Here is a 17243-nt window from a genome sequence, read left to right as displayed (position 1 = left end):
CGTTTGGCGGTTGGCCGCTATTTGCTCGGGTGTCAAGTCTGTTATCTAATGCCCGTCCGCGGAAGACCACCGTCGCTCATAGGGAACTGATGTGCTAGGGCTATTCAGAAAGAAGGCGAATACGCTGCTGGGTATCGACGTCAGTTCGACATCCGTGAAACTCATCGAGTTGAGCCGTTCAGGCGGGCGCTACCGGGTGGAAGCCTATGCGGTCGAGCCCCTGCCGGCCAATGCCGTGGTGGAAAAGAACATCGCCGAACTCGAAGGCGTGGGCCTGGCCATCGGCCGGGTGCTGGTCAAGGCGCGCAGTTCCGCGCGCAGCGCTGCCGTGGCCGTCTCCGGCTCGGCGGTGATCGCCAAGACCATCGAGATGGATGCCGGCCTGACCGACGACGAGCTGGAAAACCAGATCAAGCTGGAAGCCGACCAGTACATTCCCTACCCGCTGGACGAGGTCGCCATCGACTTCGAGGTGCAGGGGCCGTCGCCGCGCAACGCCGAGCGCGTCGAGGTACTGCTGGCCGCCTGCCGGAAGGAAAACGTCGAGGTCCGCGAGGCGGCCCTGGCGCTGGCCGGCGTCTCCGCCAAGGTGGTCGACGTCGAGGCCTATGCCCTGGAGCGCGCCTACCAGTTGCTGGCCAACCAGCTTGGCGGCCATGTCGACGACCTCACCGTGGCGGTGGTCGACATCGGCGCCACCATGACCACCCTGAGCGTGCTGCACAACGGCAAGACCATATACACCCGCGAGCAGCTGTTTGGCGGTCGTCAGCTCACCGAAGAGATCCAGCGTCGCTACGGCCTGTCGGTGGAGGAGGCCGGTCTGGCCAAGAAGCAGGGCGGGTTGCCGGACGACTACCAGAGCGAGGTGCTGACGCCCTTCCGCGAGGCGGTGGTGCAACAGGTGGCGCGCTCGCTGCAGTTCTTTTTCGCCGCCGGGCAATACAATGATGTGGACTACATCTTGCTTGCCGGAGGAACCGCGTCAATTTCCGGACTCGACCGCTTGATCCAGCAGAAAATCGGCACCCCGACGGTCCTGGCCAATCCCTTCGCCGACATGACCGTCAGCAACAAGGTCAATGCGGCGGCCCTGGCGGGTGACGCCCCGGCGCTGATGATCGCCTGCGGCCTGGCCATGAGGAGTTTCGACTAGATGGCCCGCATCAACCTCTTGCCCTGGCGGGAGCAGCTGCGCGAAGAAAGGCGCAAGCAGTTCCTGGTGATCCTGGGCGGCATCTTCGTGCTGTCGTGCGGCGCCGTGTTTCTCGGGGATCAGTACCTGTCCGGCGAGATCGCCCGTCAGGAGGCGCGCAATGCCTTCATCCAGCAGAACATCGCTCAGCTGGACGTGCGCATCAAGGAGATCAGCGAACTCAAGACCCGTCGTCAGCAGCTGCTGGCGCGGATGAAGATCATCCAGGACCTGCAGGGCAACCGCCCGGTCATCGGCCACGTCTTCGACCAGTTGGTGCGTACCCTGCCGGACGGCGTGTACTTCCGCGAGCTGAAGATGCAGGGTGACACCCTGTCGATCAGCGGCGAGGCGGAATCCAACAACCGGGTCTCCAACCTGATGCGTAACCTGGATGCTTCCGACTGGTTCGCGTCGCCTACGCTGATCGAGGTCAAGGCGACCACTGCCGGAGCGGTGGACCAGGCCAACACCTTCCAGCTCACCGTCAAGCAGACCCAGCCCGGCGCTCCTGCGCCGGCCCCGCTCGCCAAGGGAGGCAAACCATGAGTCTCGCCGATTCCCTGGCCAGCCTGCGCAAGGTCGATATCAACGAACTCAGCCTGGAGAACCTCGGTTCCTGGCCCAAGCCGGTCAAGGTCATCGCCTGCCTGCTGATCGTGCTGGTGGTGCTCCTGCTCGGCTATCAGTTCCATCTCAGCGACATGCAGGCCCAGCTGGACAGCCAGCGCAACCAGGAAGAGACGCTCAAGCAGCAATACGCCAGCAAGGCCTTCCAGGCCGCCAATCTGGATGCCTACAAGCAGCAGATGGTGGAGATGGAGGAGTCCTTTGGTGCCCTGCTGCGGCAACTGCCCGGCGATACGGAGGTGCCGGCGCTGCTGGAGGACATCACCCGCACCGGTCTCGGCAGCGGCCTGGAATTCGAGCAGATCAAGCTCCTGCCCGAAGTCACCCAACAGTTCTATGTCGAGTTGCCGATCCAGATCACCGTGGTGGGCAACTATCACGACCTGGCGACCTTCGTCAGCAGCGTCTCCAGCCTGCCGCGCATCGTCACCCTGCACGACTTCGACCTCAAGCCGGTGGACGACAAGAATGCCAATGGCGGCGGTACGGTCTCCGGAGGCGGTGGCAAGTTGCGCATGAACGTCCTGGCCAAGACCTATAGGTACAACGACAAGGGGCTCGGCAAATGAGGACGCCCCTGTTGCTCTGTCTGCTGACCGGCGTGCTGGTCGGCTGTGGTTCCAGCGATACCAGCGATCTGCAGGCCTTCATGGACGAAACCCGGGCCAAGCCGCGCGGTTCCATCGAGCCGCTGCCGCAGTTTCGCGCCTACGAACCCTTCACCTACGCCGCCGCGGCGCTGCGCAGCCCCTTCCAGGCGCCGGTACGCATCGATCCCACGGTGCGCCAGCGCGGAACCGGCAACATCAAGCCGGACGCGAATCGACCCAAGCAGTTTCTCGAAGGCTTCAACATCGAGACCTTCAGCATGGTCGGCATCCTGGCCAATGCCAGCGGCCGCTATGCGCTGGTCAACGGCGCCGGGGGCGTGCATCGCGTCAAGGTGGGCGACTACCTGGGGCGCAACGACGGACGCATCACCAAGATTACCGATGGCGAGATCGACGTGATCGAAATCGTCCCGGATGGCGAGGGTGGCTGGCTGGAACGGCCGCGCACCATCACCTTGAAGGAAAAGACTTAAATGGGCAGGGCGAGCACTGTGAACACTACTATCGCGGGACGACTGGGGCTGGGCCTGGCCCTGCTGCTGAGCAGCCTGGCCGGTCAGGCCCTGGCAGCCGATCTGCAGGCTTTGAACGTCGCCTCCCTGCCCGGGGATCGCATCGAACTCAAGCTGACCTTCGATCAGCCGGTGCCGGTGCCCAAGGGCTACACCATCGAGCAGCCGGCGCGGATCGCCCTGGACCTGCCCGGCGTGGCCAACAAGCTGGGCACCAAGAGCCGCGAGCTGGGCAATGGCAATGCCCGCAGCGTGACGGTAGTGGAGGCGGGCAATCGCACCCGCCTGATCATCAACCTCACCAACCTGGCCAGCTACGACACCCGGGCCGACGGTCGCAACCTGTTCGTCACCATCGGGGGCACCGCGGGTCGCCAGGTGGCCAACGCCCAGGCCAATCTGACGCCCAACCTGCCACGCGCCGCCGCGCCTGCCACGGTGACCGCACCTTCGGCCGCACCCCTGCCCGGCGCGGTCGCCCGCACGCCGCTGCCGCCGACCCAGGCCACCTCCACCGTGGCGGCCATGACCGCGCCGCGGCCGCAACTGCGCGGCAAGGCGATCCGCCATATCGATTTCCAGCGGGGTCCCCAGGGCGAGGGCAACGTGGTCATCGACCTGAGCGAGACCGGCATCAACCCGGATATCCAGGAGCAGGGCGGCAAGATTCGCCTGACCTTCGCCGGTACCCAGCTGCCCGAAGAGCTGCGCGTACGCCTAGACGTCAAGGACTTCGCCACCCCCGTGCAGTTCGTCAACGCCTCCGCTGACAGCGGCGGGGCGTCCATCGTCATCGAACCGACCGGGACCTACGACTACCTGGCCTACCAGACCAACAATCGTCTGACCCTGAGCGTCAAGCCGCTCACCACCGAGGAAAAGGAAAAGCGCGCAGCCGATCGCTTCACCTATACCGGCGAGAAACTGTCGCTGAATTTCCAGGACATCGACGTCCGCTCGGTGCTGCAGCTGATCGCCGACTTCACCAACCTCAACCTGGTGGCGAGCGACACCGTGCAGGGCAACATCACCCTGCGCCTGCAGAACGTGCCCTGGGACCAGGCGCTGGATCTGATCCTCAAGACCAAGGGTCTCGACAAGCGTCAGATCGGCAACGTGCTGCTGGTGGCACCGGCCGACGAGATCGCCGCCCGTGAGCGTCAGGAGCTGGAATCCCAAAAGCAGATCCAGCAGCTGGCCCCGCTGCGTCGCGACCTGATCCAGGTCAACTACGCCAAGGCCGCCGATATCGCCAAGCTGTTCCAGTCGGTGACCAGCGCCGACAAGACCGCCGACGAGCGCGGTTCCATCTCGGTGGACGAACGCACCAACAGCATCATCGCCTACCAGACCCAGAATCGCCTGGACGAACTCCGGCGCATCGTCTCGCAGCTGGACATCCCGGTGCGCCAGGTAATGATCGAGGCGCGGCTGGTGGAAGCCAACGTCGACTACAGCAAGCAGCTGGGTGTGCGCTGGGGCGGCAACGCCAGTTCTGGCAACTTCGCGGTCTATGGCAAGGACGGCGCTACCACCGTCGATTCCACCACCGGTCAGGTCTTCCTGCCGGGCACCAGTACCGTAGGCAGCTTCACCTCCGCGAGTGGTGTGGCGCCCACCCCCTTCGTCGACATGGGCGTCTCCGGCAGTACCTCGGGCATCGGCGTCGGCTTCATGGTCGGTGGCAAGATGCTCGACCTGCAGCTGTCCGCCCTGCAATCCAGCGGCAATGGCGAGATCATCTCCCAGCCCAAGGTGGTGACCTCGGACAAGGAGACCGCCAAGATCCTGCGCGGTACCGAGATCCCCTACCAGGAAGCCAGCTCCAGCGGTGCCACCAGCACCAGCTTCAAGCAGGCCGCCCTGTCGCTGGAGGTCACGCCGCAGATCACCCCGGACAACCGCATCATCATGGAGGTCAAGGTCAACAAGGATGCGCCTGACTACCAGAATGCGCTCAATGGCGTGCCGCCGATCAGCAAGAACGAGGTCAATGCCAAGGTGCTGGTGAGCGATGGCGAGACCATCGTGCTGGGCGGGGTGTTCTCCAATACCCAGACCAAGTCCACCACCAAGGTGCCGATGCTGGGGGATATTCCCTATGTCGGCCGCCTGTTCCGCCGGGATTCGGTCACCGACAGCAAAGTCGAGCTGCTGATCTTCCTCACGCCGCGTATCATGAACAACCAGGCGATAGCGGTTGGTCGATGACATAAGTGCGTAATCTGTTTCTCGTAGGACCGATGGGCTCGGGCAAGAGCACCATCGGCCGGCTCCTGGCGAAGGAATTGCGGCTGCCGTTCAAGGATTCCGACAAGGTAATCGAAGAACGCACCGGTGCCGACATCCCCTGGATCTTCGATGTGGAAGGCGAGCAGGGCTTTCGCGAGCGCGAACGCGCCGCGATCGCCGAACTGTGCGCGGAAAACGGCCTGGTGATGGCCACCGGCGGTGGTGCCGTACTGCGCGAGGACAATCGCCAGGCGCTCAAGCACGGCGGGCGCGTCATCTATCTGCATGCCTCCATCGAGCAGCAGATCGAGCGTACCTCCCGCGATCGCAACCGTCCCCTCTTGCAGACCGCCGATCCCGCGGCGGTGCTGCGCAATCTCATGGCCATGCGCGACCCGCTGTACCGCGAGATCGCCGATATCATCATCGAGACCGACGAGCGGCCACCCCGGCTGGTCGTGCTGCAGATACTCGACCGTCTGAAAGCCCTGGCGCCGCATTAAAGCCGCAAGCGTTCTGCGCTATGCTAGGCGCCCTTTGAATCAAGGTGACGGCATGCGGACTCTTCACGTCGAGCTCGGTGAGCGCAGCTACCCGATCTACATCGGCCAGGGCCTTCTGGATCGACCGGACTGCTTCCTGCCCCATCTCGCCGGGCGCAAGGTGGCGATCGTCACCAATGAAACCATCGCACCGCTCTATCTGGAGCGCCTGCTGCGCACCCTCGGCGACCGCCAGGTCAGCTCGATCGTGCTGCCCGATGGCGAGGCGCACAAGAACTGGGAAACCCTGCAGCTGATCTTCGACGGCCTGCTGCAGGATCGCCATGATCGCAAGACCACCCTCATCGCCCTCGGTGGCGGGGTGATCGGCGACATGGGCGGATTCGCCGCGGCCTGCTATCAGCGCGGGGTGGACTTCATCCAGGTGCCCACCACGCTGCTGTCCCAGGTCGATTCCTCGGTGGGCGGCAAGACCGGCATCAACCACCCGCTGGGCAAGAACATGATCGGCGCCTTCTACCAGCCCAAGGCCGTGGTCATCGACACCGACAGCCTGGCGACCCTGCCGGCGCGCGAACTGTCGGCGGGTCTGGCCGAGGTCATCAAGTACGGCCTGATCTGCGACGAACCTTTCCTCGGCTGGCTCGAAGAGCATGTCGAGGCGCTGCTGGCGCTGGACCAGCGGGCCCTCACCGAAGCCATCGAGCGGTCCTGCGCGGCCAAGGCCCAGGTGGTCGGCAGCGACGAGCGCGAGTCGGGCCTACGGGCCATTCTCAACCTCGGCCATACCTTCGGTCACGCCATCGAGACCCACCAGGGCTATGGCGTCTGGCTGCATGGCGAGGCGGTTTCCGCCGGCATGGTAATGGCATTGCAGATGTCCCTGCTGCTGGGCTGGCTCACGGCTGCCCAGCGCGACCGCGCCCTGCGCCTGCTGGTCCGGGCAGGGCTTCCCGTGGTACCGCCGGCGGACATGCAGCCGGCCGATTTCGAACGCCTCATGGCGGTGGACAAGAAGGTCCTGGATGGACAACTCCGGCTGGTACTGCTCAGTGATCTGGGCCAGGCCGTGGTGACCGCCGACTTCGCCCGCGACATTCTCGAGCAGACGCTGCGTACCGATTACCAAGCGCTGACCGCCCAGTAAGGAGAACAAGAGAGTCCCATGTCCAATCTGCACGCCGACGAAGCCTTCCTCGGTCACTATCAGTTCACTCACGACCCGTTCGCCGCCCGCGTTCCCGGTTTCAAATTCTTTCCGGCGCAGCGCAAGCCGGTACTGGGCCAGTTGCATCATCTGGCTCGCTACAGCCAGCTGCTGCTGGTGGTCAGCGGCCCCGAGGGCAGTGGCAAGACGCTGCTGCGCCAGGCGCTGGCGGCCAGCACCAAGAAGGAAGCCGTGCACTGCGTGGTGATTTCCGCGCAGAACGGTGGCGACGCTCGCACCGTGCTGGCCCAGGTCGCCAAGGGCGTGGGCGCCGACAGCCAGACCCCGGCGGCCATTCTCGCGCAGGCGGCGGAAGTGCGCCTGGCGGGGCAGGAGGTCTACATCCTGGTGGATGATGCCGAGGCGCTGGCCACCCCCGCGCTGGAAGCCCTGCTGGAACTGGCGGGTGGCGGCGAAAAGGAGCGCCTACACGTCTTCCTGTTCGGCGAAGCGGAAGTGGTGATGCGCCTGGAAGACATCGCCCAGGGCGAAGAGCGCTATCACGCCATCGAGTTGCTGCCCTACAGCGAGAGCGAGGCCGAGGAATACCTGGCCCAGCGCCTGGAGGGTGCCGGTCAGGGTCTGGAGATCTTTACCGACGAGCAACTCGCGACCATCCACCAGCGCTCCGGCGGCTGGCCCGGTCGGCTCAACGAAGAAGCCCGGGATGTCCTGGTGGCTGGCATGAGCGCCCGGCGCAAGAAGGCCGCCGCACCGGCGAAAGGCTCACGCAATCTGCTGGCGGCGCTGCCGCGCAAGCATCTGGTCATTCTCGGGGTGGTGGTGCTGGCTGTCGGCGCCGCGGCGCTGTCGCTGAAGGGCGGCAAGAGCGAGACCCCGGCCACCGGCACGGCCGGACAGGACCTGCCCATGGGCGGCCAGAACACCGCCTCTGCCGGCAAGGACGCCCAGGGGGCGCCCATCCAGTTCGACGGCTCTTCCAAGCCACTGCCCCTGCCGCTGGTGGGTGAGTCGCAGCCGGTCATCCGTGAACCCCTGGCGGAAGCGGCCGGTGGCCGGCAGGCGGGTACCGCGGCGGGTAACGACATGGGCGCTGGCGGCGTGCCGCCGACCGTGACCACCGAGGCCCCGCCGGTCAGTGACGAAGACGAACTGCCCAGCCGGACGCCGGCACGCACGCCGGCGCCCAGCGCGCCGGCAGTGGCCGCCCCGGCGCCCCGGCATACTGCGCCTGCGGCTGCCGCCGCGCCGGCACCGGCCAAGCCGGCCCCGACGGCGACGCCTGCTCACGCCGGCAGCGCCGCGGCGGGCTGGTACGGCAGCCAGGCCGGTAGCAAATACGCCTTGCAGGTGGTGGGCACCAGCACCGAAAAGGCCGCGCAGGACTTCATCGCCGCCCAGGCCGACAGTGGCAACTTCCGCTATTTCAAGAAGAGCTACCAGGGCAAGGCGCTCTATGTGGTGACCTACGGCAACTTCGCCAATCGGGCGGCGGCGGAAGCGGCGGTCAAGCAGCTGCCAGCCAAGGTACAGGCCAGCAAACCCTGGCCGCGGACCTTCGCCAGCATCCAGCAGGACATCGCCACCAGTCGCTGATTCTTGCCCGAGATGCAAATAAAGCCCCGGTGCTATCACGAGCGTGATGCCGGGGCTTTCTTTTTTGCGTCACCAAGTTTTCATCAGGTGTCATCAGTGTTTGTCGTAAGCGATTTTTTCGCTACACTGGTCAGCCTTTGACTGTCCGAAAAAAGTTCAAATAAGCGGACCGTTTTGTGATGCCTTCGCAATAACCTGATTGCCGGTGAGAGCGCTATGAAAGCAGGCCTGTTCAATCCCGATAGCTTCAAGGACAACTGCGGCTTCGGCCTGATCGCCCATATGCAGGGCGAGCCCAGCCACGACCTGCTGGAAACGGCCATTGAAGCCCTGACCTGCATGACCCACCGGGGCGGTATCAACGCGGACGGCAAGACCGGTGACGGTTGCGGTCTGCTCATGCAGAAGCCGGACGCCTTCCTGCGCGCCATCGCCCGGGAGCAGTTCGGCGCCGAATTGCCCGAGCAGTACGCTGCCGGCGTGGTGTTCTTCAACCAGGACGAGGCCCGTGCCGAACGGGCCCGTGCCAACATGAACCTGGAGATCGAGGCCGCCGGCCTGACCCTGGTCGGCTGGCGCAAGGTGCCCATCGACACCTCGGTGCTGGGTGAATTGGCCCTGGCCCGCCTGCCGCGCATCGAGCAGGTGTTCGTCGCCGGTCCGGGCCTCGACGACCAGCAGTTCGGGGTCAAGCTGTTCTCCGCCCGCCGCCGTTCCTCGGTGCGCAACGCCGAAGATACCGAGCACTACATCTGCAGCCTGTCGTCCCGCGTCATCGTCTACAAGGGCCTGATGATGCCGGCGGATCTCGCCGCCTTCTATCCGGACCTCGGCGATCCGCGTCTGGCCACCGCCATCTGCGTGTTCCACCAGCGCTTCTCCACCAACACCCTGCCGAAGTGGCCGCTGGCGCAGCCCTTCCGCTATCTCGCCCACAACGGCGAGATCAACACCATCACCGGCAACCGCAACTGGGCCCAGGCGCGGCGGACCAAGTTCGTCAACGAACTGATCCCGGATCTCGACCAGCTCGGTCCGCTGGTCAATCGCGTCGGTTCCGACTCCTCCAGCATGGACAACATGCTGGAACTGCTGGTGACCGGCGGCATGGATCTGTTCCGCGCCGTGCGCATGATCATTCCGCCGGCCTGGCAGAACGTCGAGACCATGGACGCCGATCTGCGCGCCTTCTACGAATTCAACTCCATGCACATGGAGCCCTGGGACGGTCCGGCCGGCGTGGTCCTGACCGAAGGCCGCTACGCGGTCTGCCTGCTCGACCGCAACGGCCTGCGCCCGGCGCGCTGGGTGACCACCAAGAACGGCTACATCACCCTGGCTTCGGAAGTCGGCGTCTGGAACTATCAGCCCGACGACGTCATCGCCAAGGGCCGGGTCGGCCCGGGGCAGATCCTCGCCGTGGACACCGAGACCGGCGAGGTGCTGCAGACCGACGACATCGACAACCGCCTCAAGGCGCGCCATCCCTACAAGCAGTGGCTGCGCAAGAACGCCATGCGCATCCAGGCGACCCTGGACGACAACGATCACGGTTCGGCCTTCTACGACCAGGATCAGCTGCGCCAGTACATGAAGATGTTCCAGGTCACCTTCGAGGAGCGTGACCAGGTGCTGCGGCCGCTGGGCGAGCAGGGTCAGGAAGCCGTGGGCTCCATGGGCGACGACACCCCGATGGCGGTGCTGTCGCGGCGCATCCGCTCGCCCTACGACTATTTCCGCCAGCAGTTCGCCCAGGTCACCAACCCGCCGATCGACCCGCTGCGCGAGTCCATCGTCATGTCCCTGGAGACCTGCCTGGGCGCCGAGCGCAATGTCTTCGAGGAAACCGCCGAGCACGCCGATCGCGCCATCCTGAGCAGTCCGGTGGTCTCGCCGGCCAAGTGGCGGACCATCCTCAACATGCCCAAGCCCGGCTTCGAGCATGTCAAGATCGACCTCAACTATCCCGAGTCCATGGGCCTCGAGGCGGCGCTGCGCAACATCGTCGAGCAGGCCGAGGAGGCCGTGCGCGCCGGCAAGGTATTGCTGGTGCTGACCGACCGCCACATCGAGCCGGGCAAGCTGCCGGTACATGCGGTGCTGGCCACCGGCGCCGTGCATCACCACCTGGTCAACCTGGGGCTGCGCACCAGCAGCAACATCCTGGTGGAGACCGCCACCGCCCGTGATCCGCACCACTTCGCCGTGCTGCTGGGTTTCGGCGCCACCGCGGTCTATCCGTTCCTGGCCTATGAGGTGCTGGGCGATCTGATCCGCACCGGCGAGGTGCTGGGCGACCTCTACGAGGTGTTCAAGTATTACCGCAAGGGCATCACGAAGGGCCTGCTCAAGGTGATCTCCAAGATGGGCATCTCCACCGTCGCCTCCTACCGCGGCGCCCAGCTGTTCGAGGCCGTGGGCCTGGCGGACGAGGTCACCGACCTCTGCTTCCCCGGTGTCACCAGCCGCATCAAGGGCGCGCGCTTCGTCGACCTGGAGGCCGAGCAGAAGCTGCTGGCCGGCGAAGCCTGGAACAACCGCAAGCCGATCCAGCCGGGTGGCCTGCTCAAGTTCGTCTATGGCGGCGAGTACCACGCCTACAACCCGGACGTGGTCAATCTGCTGCAGGCCGCCGTGCAACAGGGCGACTATGCCAAGTTCCGCGAATACACCGCGCTGGTGGACCAGCGCCCGGTGGCGATGATCCGCGACCTGCTCAAGGTCAAGACCAGCGACCAGCCCCTGGCCCTGGACGAGATCGAGCCGCTGGCCAACATCTTCACCCGCTTCGACGCGGCCGGCATCTCCCTGGGCGCCCTCTCGCCGGAGGCCCACGAGGCCCTGGCCGAGGCCATGAACCGCCTGGGCGGGCGCTCCAACTCCGGTGAGGGTGGCGAGGATCCGGCGCGCTACGGCACCATCAAGAGCTCCAAGATCAAGCAGGTGGCCACCGGCCGCTTCGGCGTCACCCCCGAGTACCTGGTCAATGCCGAGGTCTTGCAGATCAAGGTGGCCCAGGGCGCCAAGCCGGGCGAGGGCGGTCAGCTGCCCGGCGGCAAGGTCAACGGCCTGATCGCCAAGCTGCGCTATGCGGTACCCGGCGTGACCCTGATCTCGCCGCCGCCGCACCACGACATCTATTCCATCGAAGACCTGTCGCAGCTGATCTTCGACCTCAAGCAGGTCAACCCCAAGGCGCTGGTGTCGGTCAAGCTGGTGTCCGAGCCCGGCGTGGGCACGGTAGCGGCTGGTGTGGCCAAGGCCTATGCCGACCTCATCACCATCTCCGGCTACGACGGCGGTACCGGCGCTTCGCCGGTGACCTCCATCAAGTACGCCGGTTCGCCCTGGGAACTGGGCCTGGCCGAGGCGCACCAGACCCTGCGCGGCAACGACCTGCGCGGCAAGGTGCGGGTGCAGACCGACGGCGGCCTCAAGACCGGCCTGGACGTGATCAAGGCGGCCATCCTCGGCGCCGAGAGCTTCGGCTTCGGCACCGCGCCGATGATCGCCCTGGGCTGCAAGTACCTGCGCATCTGCCACCTGAACAACTGCGCCACCGGCGTCGCCACCCAGAACGACCGGCTGCGCAAGGAGCACTTCATCGGCACGGTGGAGATGGTGATGAATTTCTTCACCTTCATCGCCGAGGAAACCCGCGAGTGGCTGGCCAGGCTGGGCGTGCGCAGCCTGGGCGAGCTGATCGGCCGTACCGATCTGCTGGAAATCCTGCCGGGCGAGACCGCCAAGCAGCAGCACCTGGATCTCACGCCGCTGCTGGGTAGCGATCACATCCCGGCCGAGAAGCCGCAATACTGCCAGGTGGAAAAGAACCCGCCGTTCGACCAGGGCCTGCTGGCCGAAGAAATGGTGCGCCTGTCGCTGCCCGGGATCGAAAAGCTCGAAGGCGGTGACTTCAGCCTGAGCATCGGCAACTGCGACCGCTCCATCGGTGCCCGTGTCTCCGGCGAAATCGCCCGGCGTCACGGCAACCAGGGCATGGTCAAGGCGCCGCTGACCTTCCGCTTCAAGGGCACCGCTGGCCAGAGCTTCGGCGTCTGGAACGCCGGCGGCCTGCACATGTATCTGGAAGGCGATGCCAACGATTACGTGGGCAAGGGCATGACCGGCGGCAAGCTGGTCATCACCCCGCCCCAGGGCGCGGGCTTCAAGAGCCAGGAATCGGCCATCATCGGCAACACCTGCCTCTATGGCGCCACCGGTGGCAAGCTGTTCGCCGCCGGCACCGCCGGTGAGCGCTTCGGGGTGCGCAACTCCGGGGCCCACACGGTGGTGGAAGGCACCGGCGACCACTGCTGCGAGTACATGACCGGCGGCTTCGTCTGCGTGCTGGGCAAGACCGGCTACAACTTCGGTTCGGGCATGACTGGCGGCTTCGCCTATGTGCTGGACCTGGACAACGGTTTCTATGACCGGGTCAACCACGAACTGGTGGAGATCCAGCGCATCAACAGCGAGGCCATGGAAGCCTATCGCAGCCACCTGGAAGGGGTGCTGGCCGAATACGTGCGCGAGACCGGCAGTGCCTGGGGCAGCCATCTCCATGAGAACTTGGACGACTACCTGCGCAAGTTCTGGCTGGTGAAGCCCAAGGCGGCCAGCCTGGCGTCGCTGCTGGTCAGCACTCGCGCCCGTCCGGAATAACGACTTCGATGCCGGCGCCTCAAGGCGCCGGTTTCACCGTGATAGCTCGTGGCGCCCTGCTGAAGGGGCGTCGCTTCAAGAGGTTTGGAAATGGCTGAACGTCTGAACAACGACTTCCAGTTCATCGAGGTCGGTCGCAAGGATCCGAAGAAGAAGCTGCTGCGCCAGCGCAAGAAGGAATTCGTCGAGATCCACGATCCCTTCAAGCCGCAGCAGGCCGCCGAGCAGGCGCACCGCTGCCTGGGGTGCGGCAACCCCTATTGCGAATGGAAGTGCCCGGTGCACAACTTCATTCCCAACTGGCTCAAGCTGGTCTCCGAAGGCAACATCCTGGCGGCGGCGGAGCTGGCGCACCAGACCAACACCCTGCCCGAGGTCTGTGGCCGGGTCTGCCCGCAGGATCGGCTCTGCGAGGGCGCCTGTACCCTCAATGACGGTTTCGGCGCGGTGACCATCGGTTCGGTGGAGAAGTACATCACCGACACCGCCTTCGCCATGGGCTGGCGCCCGGACATGTCCAAGGTCAAGCCGACCGGCAAGCGCGTCGCCGTGATCGGTGCCGGTCCGGCCGGCCTGGGTTGTGCCGACATCCTGGTACGCAACGGCGTGGCCCCGGTGGTATTCGACAAGCACCCCGAGATCGGTGGCCTGCTGACCTTCGGCATCCCCGAATTCAAGCTGGAAAAGACCGTGCTCAGCCGCCGCCGCGAGGTCTTCGGCGGCATGGGCGTGGAATTCCGCCTCAACACCGAGGTGGGCAAGGACGTGACCATGGACCAATTGCTCGAGGAATTCGATGCGGTCTTCCTGGGCATGGGCACCTACACCTACATGAAGGGCGGCTTCCCCGGCGAAGACCTGCCCGGGGTGCACGACGCCCTGGATTTCCTGGTGGCCAACGTCAATCGCAACCTGGGCTTCGAAAAGGATGCGGCCGACTTCGTCGACATGAAGGGCAAGCGCGTGGTGGTGCTGGGGGGGGGTGACACCGCCATGGACTGCAACCGCACCTCCATTCGCCAGGGCGCCAAGAGCGTGACCTGCGCCTACCGCCGCGACGCCGCCAACATGCCAGGCTCGCGCAAGGAAGTGAAGAACGCCAAGGAAGAGGGCGTGAAGTTCCTCTTCAATCGCCAGCCCATCGCCATCATCGGCGAGGACAAGGTGGAAGGCGTCAAGGTGGTGGAGACCCGCCTGGGCGAGCCCGATGCCCGCGGTCGCCGCAGTCCCGAGCCGATTCCGGGCTCCGAGGAGATCCTGCCGGCCGATGCGGTGGTCATCGCCTTCGGTTTCCGCCCAAGTCCCGCGCCCTGGTTCGAGCAGTTCGGCATCGACCTCGACAGCCAGGGGCGCGTCGTCGCCCCTGGGCTGCACGAGTTCAAGCACCAGACCAGCAACCCGAAGATCTTTGCCGGTGGCGACATGGTGCGTGGCTCCGACCTGGTGGTGACCGCCATCTTCGAAGGCCGCAACGCCGCCGAGGGCATCCTCGACTACCTGGGCGTCTGAGCCCAGGCCGTTGGACAGGAGCCGACCGCTGCAAGCCGGTCGGCTTTTTTGTGGATGGGATCCTGTCGGCACGGGATTCCGTGCAGTCTCCGCCAAGCAATCGCGGCCATGGGCCGCTCCTGCGAAAAGCATCACTCTGTAGGAGCGGTCGCTACGGCGCACCGGCATGGCCGCGATTGCCCGCCGAGCCGTAGGATTAAAAATCGAGCAGAGTTTTCCATGCGTGTCGTGCCGGCCGCGCTGAGTGCCGTCACCCAGCGGCTCTCCATCACCCCGATAGACAAAAGGCTCTGCCTGGCGCCGTGCCTTTTGCCAGCCGCTTTGCGACAATGCCGGCACTTTTGCTGCCGGATGTCGCCATGACTGCCCTGAAGAACGACCGTTTCCTGCGTGCCCTGCTCAAGCAGCCGGTGGACGTCACCCCGGTGTGGATGATGCGCCAGGCCGGGCGCTACCTGCCCGAGTACCGCGCCAGCCGGGCCCGCGCCGGTGACTTCATGAGTCTGTGCAAGAACCCGCAATTCGCCTGCGAGGTGACCCTGCAGCCGCTGGAGCGCTATCCGCTGGATGCCGCCATCCTCTTTTCCGACATCCTCACCATTCCCGACGCCATGGGTCAGGGCCTCTATTTCGAGACCGGCGAGGGGCCGCGCTTTCGCAAGGTGATCAACACGCCGGCCGACATCGAGGCGCTGCCGATCCCCGATGCCGAATCCGACCTGGGCTACGTGATGGACGCCGTGCGCACCATCCGTACGGCGCTGGACGGCCGGGTACCCCTGATCGGCTTTTCCGGCAGCCCCTGGACCCTTGCCACCTACATGATCGAAGGCGGCTCCAGCAAGGATTTCCGCAAGGCCAAGGCCATGCTCTACGACACCCCCGAGGCCCTGCACCTGCTGCTGGACAAGCTGGCCCAATCGGTCACCGCCTACCTCAACGGCCAGATTCGCGCCGGCGCCCAGGCGGTGCAGATCTTCGATACCTGGGGCGGCAACCTGTCCGCTGCGGCCTACCAGGAATTTTCCCTGGCCTACATGCGCAAGATCGTCGCCGGGCTGATCCGCGAGCATGAAGGACGGCAGGTACCGGTGATCCTCTTCACCAAGAATGGCGGTCTCTGGCTGGAAAGCCTGGCCGACAGCGGTGCCGAGGCCCTGGGCCTGGACTGGACCTGCGACATCGGCGAAGCCCGCCGGCGAGTCGGTAACAAGGTCGCCCTGCAGGGCAACATGGATCCCAGCGTGCTCTACGCCAAGCCGACGGCCATCCGCGCCGAGGTGGGACGTATCCTGGAAAGCTATGGCCAGGGCAGCGGCCACGTCTTCAACCTGGGCCATGGCATCACCCCCGAGGTGGACCCGGCCCATGCCGGTGCCTTCATCGAAGCCGTCCACGAGTTGTCGGAGCGCTACCACCAGGGCTGACTGTGCCGGGATCGGCACGACCGGTCCCAAGTCGAACGAGCGGGTCGTGGCCGGTTACGGCATAGTCGGGGTTTCCCCGATGGAGCGCCGCCATGGCCCAGATGACCCCGGAAGAGCTGCAGCACCTGGCCGAAGAGGTGCTCGCGGCCCATGGCTTCAGCCAGCCGCAGCGCGCGGCCATCGCCGCCATGATGGTGGCCGGCCAGCGTGACGACTGCGCCTCCCACGGCATCTATCGGCTGCTGGGCATCGTCAAGACGCTCAAGGCCGGCAAGGTGGTGGCGGATGCCGAGCCGACGGTAGAAGACGTGGCTCCGGCCATCGTCCGGGTCGATGCCGGGGGTGGCTTCTCGCCGCTGGCCTTTCACACGGGCCTGCCGTTGCTGGAAGCCAAGGCTCGTGCCTGTGGTCTGGCGGCCCTGGCGATCAACAACTGCGTGCACTTCTCGGCGCTCTGGGTGGAGATGGAAGCCCTCACTGCCAGGGGGCTGGTGGCCCTGGCCTGCAATCCGACCCAGGCCTATGTCGCCCCGGCCGGCGGTCGTCGCCCGCTGTTCGGGACCAATCCCATCGCCTTCGGCTGGCCACGGCCGGAAGGGCCGCCTTTCGTCTTCGACTTCGCCACCAGCGCCGTGGCCCGCGGCGAGATCGAGTTGCATCGTCGCGCCGGCAAGGCCCTGCCCGAGGGCTGGGGCGTGGACGCCGAGGGGGTTCCCAGCAGCGATGCCCGCACCGTGCTGGAGGAGGGTGCCATGCTCACCTTTGGCGGTCACAAGGGCTCGGCGCTGTCGGCCATGATCGAGTTGCTCGCCGGCCCGCTGATCGGCGATCTCACCAGTCCGGAGTCCTCCGTTGTCGACGCCGGCGCGGGCGGGCTGCCCTATCACGGCGAACTCATCCTGGCCTTCGATCCCCAGCGCTTTCTCGGCGCCGCGGTAGCCGACTACCAGCAGCGCGCCGAGCAGTTGTTCGCCGGCATCGAGGCCCAGGGCGCCCGCCTGCCGTCACAGCGCCGCTACCAGGCGCGGGCTCGCAATACCACCCGTGGCTGGGTGGAGGTGCCGGACGAACTCCTGGCCGACGTCCGGGCCCTGCTACCCGGCTGAGCCGGGACGCGATGCGCATCACCTGGAGGAGGCTGCGACAACGCGGTCTCTGAACCCCGCCCCGGACGCAGGGTCCACGACTGGCCCCC

General features: G+C 65.8%; 12 protein-coding genes. All 12 read left to right on the top strand.

What is annotated here, in order from left to right; genetic code table 11:
• Window positions 1-91: 91 nt before the first annotated feature.
• The 12 genes from PVZ77_RS04910 to PVZ77_RS04855 all read left to right on the top strand — a co-directional run bounded on the left by PVZ77_RS04910 (window position 92) and on the right by PVZ77_RS04855 (window position 17154).
• On the top strand, window positions 92-1156 hold the full coding sequence (locus PVZ77_RS04910) for a pilus assembly protein PilM (RefSeq protein ID WP_183633703.1): 1065 nt from the start codon (window positions 92-94) through the stop codon (window positions 1154-1156).
• Window positions 1157-1744: a PilN domain-containing protein gene (locus PVZ77_RS04905; protein ID WP_017641026.1), complete on the top strand. Its 588-nt coding sequence runs from the start codon at window positions 1157-1159 to the stop codon at window positions 1742-1744. It abuts the gene before it with no gap.
• Complete coding sequence (pilO, locus tag PVZ77_RS04900; RefSeq protein WP_133861492.1) at window positions 1741-2394, top strand: type 4a pilus biogenesis protein PilO; 654 nt, start codon at window positions 1741-1743, stop codon at window positions 2392-2394. Before PVZ77_RS04905 ends, pilO begins: the two co-directional genes overlap by 4 nt.
• Window positions 2391-2909 (top strand): pilus assembly protein PilP, encoded by a 519-nt coding sequence (locus PVZ77_RS04895; RefSeq protein ID WP_133861491.1) that lies wholly within the window; start codon window positions 2391-2393, stop codon window positions 2907-2909. Before pilO ends, PVZ77_RS04895 begins: the two co-directional genes overlap by 4 nt.
• A complete protein-coding gene (gene pilQ, locus PVZ77_RS04890) occupies window positions 2910-5159 on the top strand; it encodes a type IV pilus secretin PilQ (protein ID WP_405046218.1) in 2250 nt (749 codons plus the stop codon). It begins immediately after the preceding gene.
• Window positions 5160-5164: 5 nt separating this feature from the next.
• Window positions 5165-5683 (top strand): shikimate kinase AroK, encoded by a 519-nt coding sequence (gene aroK / locus PVZ77_RS04885; protein ID WP_133861489.1) that lies wholly within the window; start codon window positions 5165-5167, stop codon window positions 5681-5683.
• A gap of 52 nt (window positions 5684-5735) precedes the next feature.
• Window positions 5736-6830 carry a 3-dehydroquinate synthase gene (gene aroB, locus PVZ77_RS04880; RefSeq protein WP_273810171.1) on the top strand — a complete coding sequence of 365 codons (1095 nt, stop codon included), beginning with the start codon at window positions 5736-5738 and terminating at the stop codon, window positions 6828-6830.
• Between the two features lie 18 nt (window positions 6831-6848).
• Window positions 6849-8447, top strand: coding sequence for an AAA family ATPase (locus PVZ77_RS04875; protein ID WP_273810169.1), 1599 nt, complete (start codon window positions 6849-6851; stop codon window positions 8445-8447).
• Between the two features lie 216 nt (window positions 8448-8663).
• Window positions 8664-13112: a glutamate synthase large subunit gene (gene gltB / locus PVZ77_RS04870; protein WP_273810167.1), complete on the top strand. Its 4449-nt coding sequence runs from the start codon at window positions 8664-8666 to the stop codon at window positions 13110-13112.
• Between the two features lie 90 nt (window positions 13113-13202).
• Entirely contained in the window at window positions 13203-14621 is a 1419-nt protein-coding gene (locus tag PVZ77_RS04865) for an FAD-dependent oxidoreductase (RefSeq protein ID WP_273810165.1), read from the top strand.
• Between the two features lie 359 nt (window positions 14622-14980).
• Window positions 14981-16048 carry a uroporphyrinogen decarboxylase gene (gene hemE / locus PVZ77_RS04860; RefSeq protein WP_273810163.1) on the top strand — a complete coding sequence of 356 codons (1068 nt, stop codon included), beginning with the start codon at window positions 14981-14983 and terminating at the stop codon, window positions 16046-16048.
• Window positions 16049-16140: 92 nt separating this feature from the next.
• Entirely contained in the window at window positions 16141-17154 is a 1014-nt protein-coding gene (locus PVZ77_RS04855) for an Ldh family oxidoreductase (RefSeq protein WP_273810161.1), read from the top strand.
• The last annotated feature ends 89 nt before the right edge of the window (window positions 17155-17243 follow it).

The sequence above is a fragment of the Pseudomonas sp. SHLD1 genome, assembly GCF_028640935.1.
Classification (GTDB): domain Bacteria; phylum Pseudomonadota; class Gammaproteobacteria; order Pseudomonadales; family Pseudomonadaceae; genus Chryseomonas; species Chryseomonas aestiva.
The sequence above is the reverse complement of the archived record's forward strand: the minus strand, read 5'-3'. Positions and strand labels throughout refer to the sequence as shown.

Excerpts from the sequence above, each read along its gene's own strand:
- PVZ77_RS04905 (WP_017641026.1), top strand. The coding sequence starts at position 1,157 with ATGGCCCGCATCAACCTCTTGCCCTGGCGGGAGCAGCTGCGCGAAGAA.
- pilO (WP_133861492.1), top strand. The coding sequence starts at position 1,741 with ATGAGTCTCGCCGATTCCCTGGCCAGCCTGCGCAAGGTCGATATCAAC.
- PVZ77_RS04895 (WP_133861491.1), top strand. The coding sequence starts at position 2,391 with ATGAGGACGCCCCTGTTGCTCTGTCTGCTGACCGGCGTGCTGGTCGGC.
- pilQ (WP_405046218.1), top strand. The coding sequence starts at position 2,910 with ATGGGCAGGGCGAGCACTGTGAACACTACTATCGCGGGACGACTGGGG.
- aroB (WP_273810171.1), top strand. The coding sequence starts at position 5,736 with ATGCGGACTCTTCACGTCGAGCTCGGTGAGCGCAGCTACCCGATCTAC.
- PVZ77_RS04875 (WP_273810169.1), top strand. The coding sequence starts at position 6,849 with ATGTCCAATCTGCACGCCGACGAAGCCTTCCTCGGTCACTATCAGTTC.
- gltB (WP_273810167.1), top strand. The coding sequence starts at position 8,664 with ATGAAAGCAGGCCTGTTCAATCCCGATAGCTTCAAGGACAACTGCGGC.
- PVZ77_RS04865 (WP_273810165.1), top strand. The coding sequence starts at position 13,203 with ATGGCTGAACGTCTGAACAACGACTTCCAGTTCATCGAGGTCGGTCGC.
- hemE (WP_273810163.1), top strand. The coding sequence starts at position 14,981 with ATGACTGCCCTGAAGAACGACCGTTTCCTGCGTGCCCTGCTCAAGCAG.
- PVZ77_RS04855 (WP_273810161.1), top strand. The coding sequence starts at position 16,141 with ATGGCCCAGATGACCCCGGAAGAGCTGCAGCACCTGGCCGAAGAGGTG.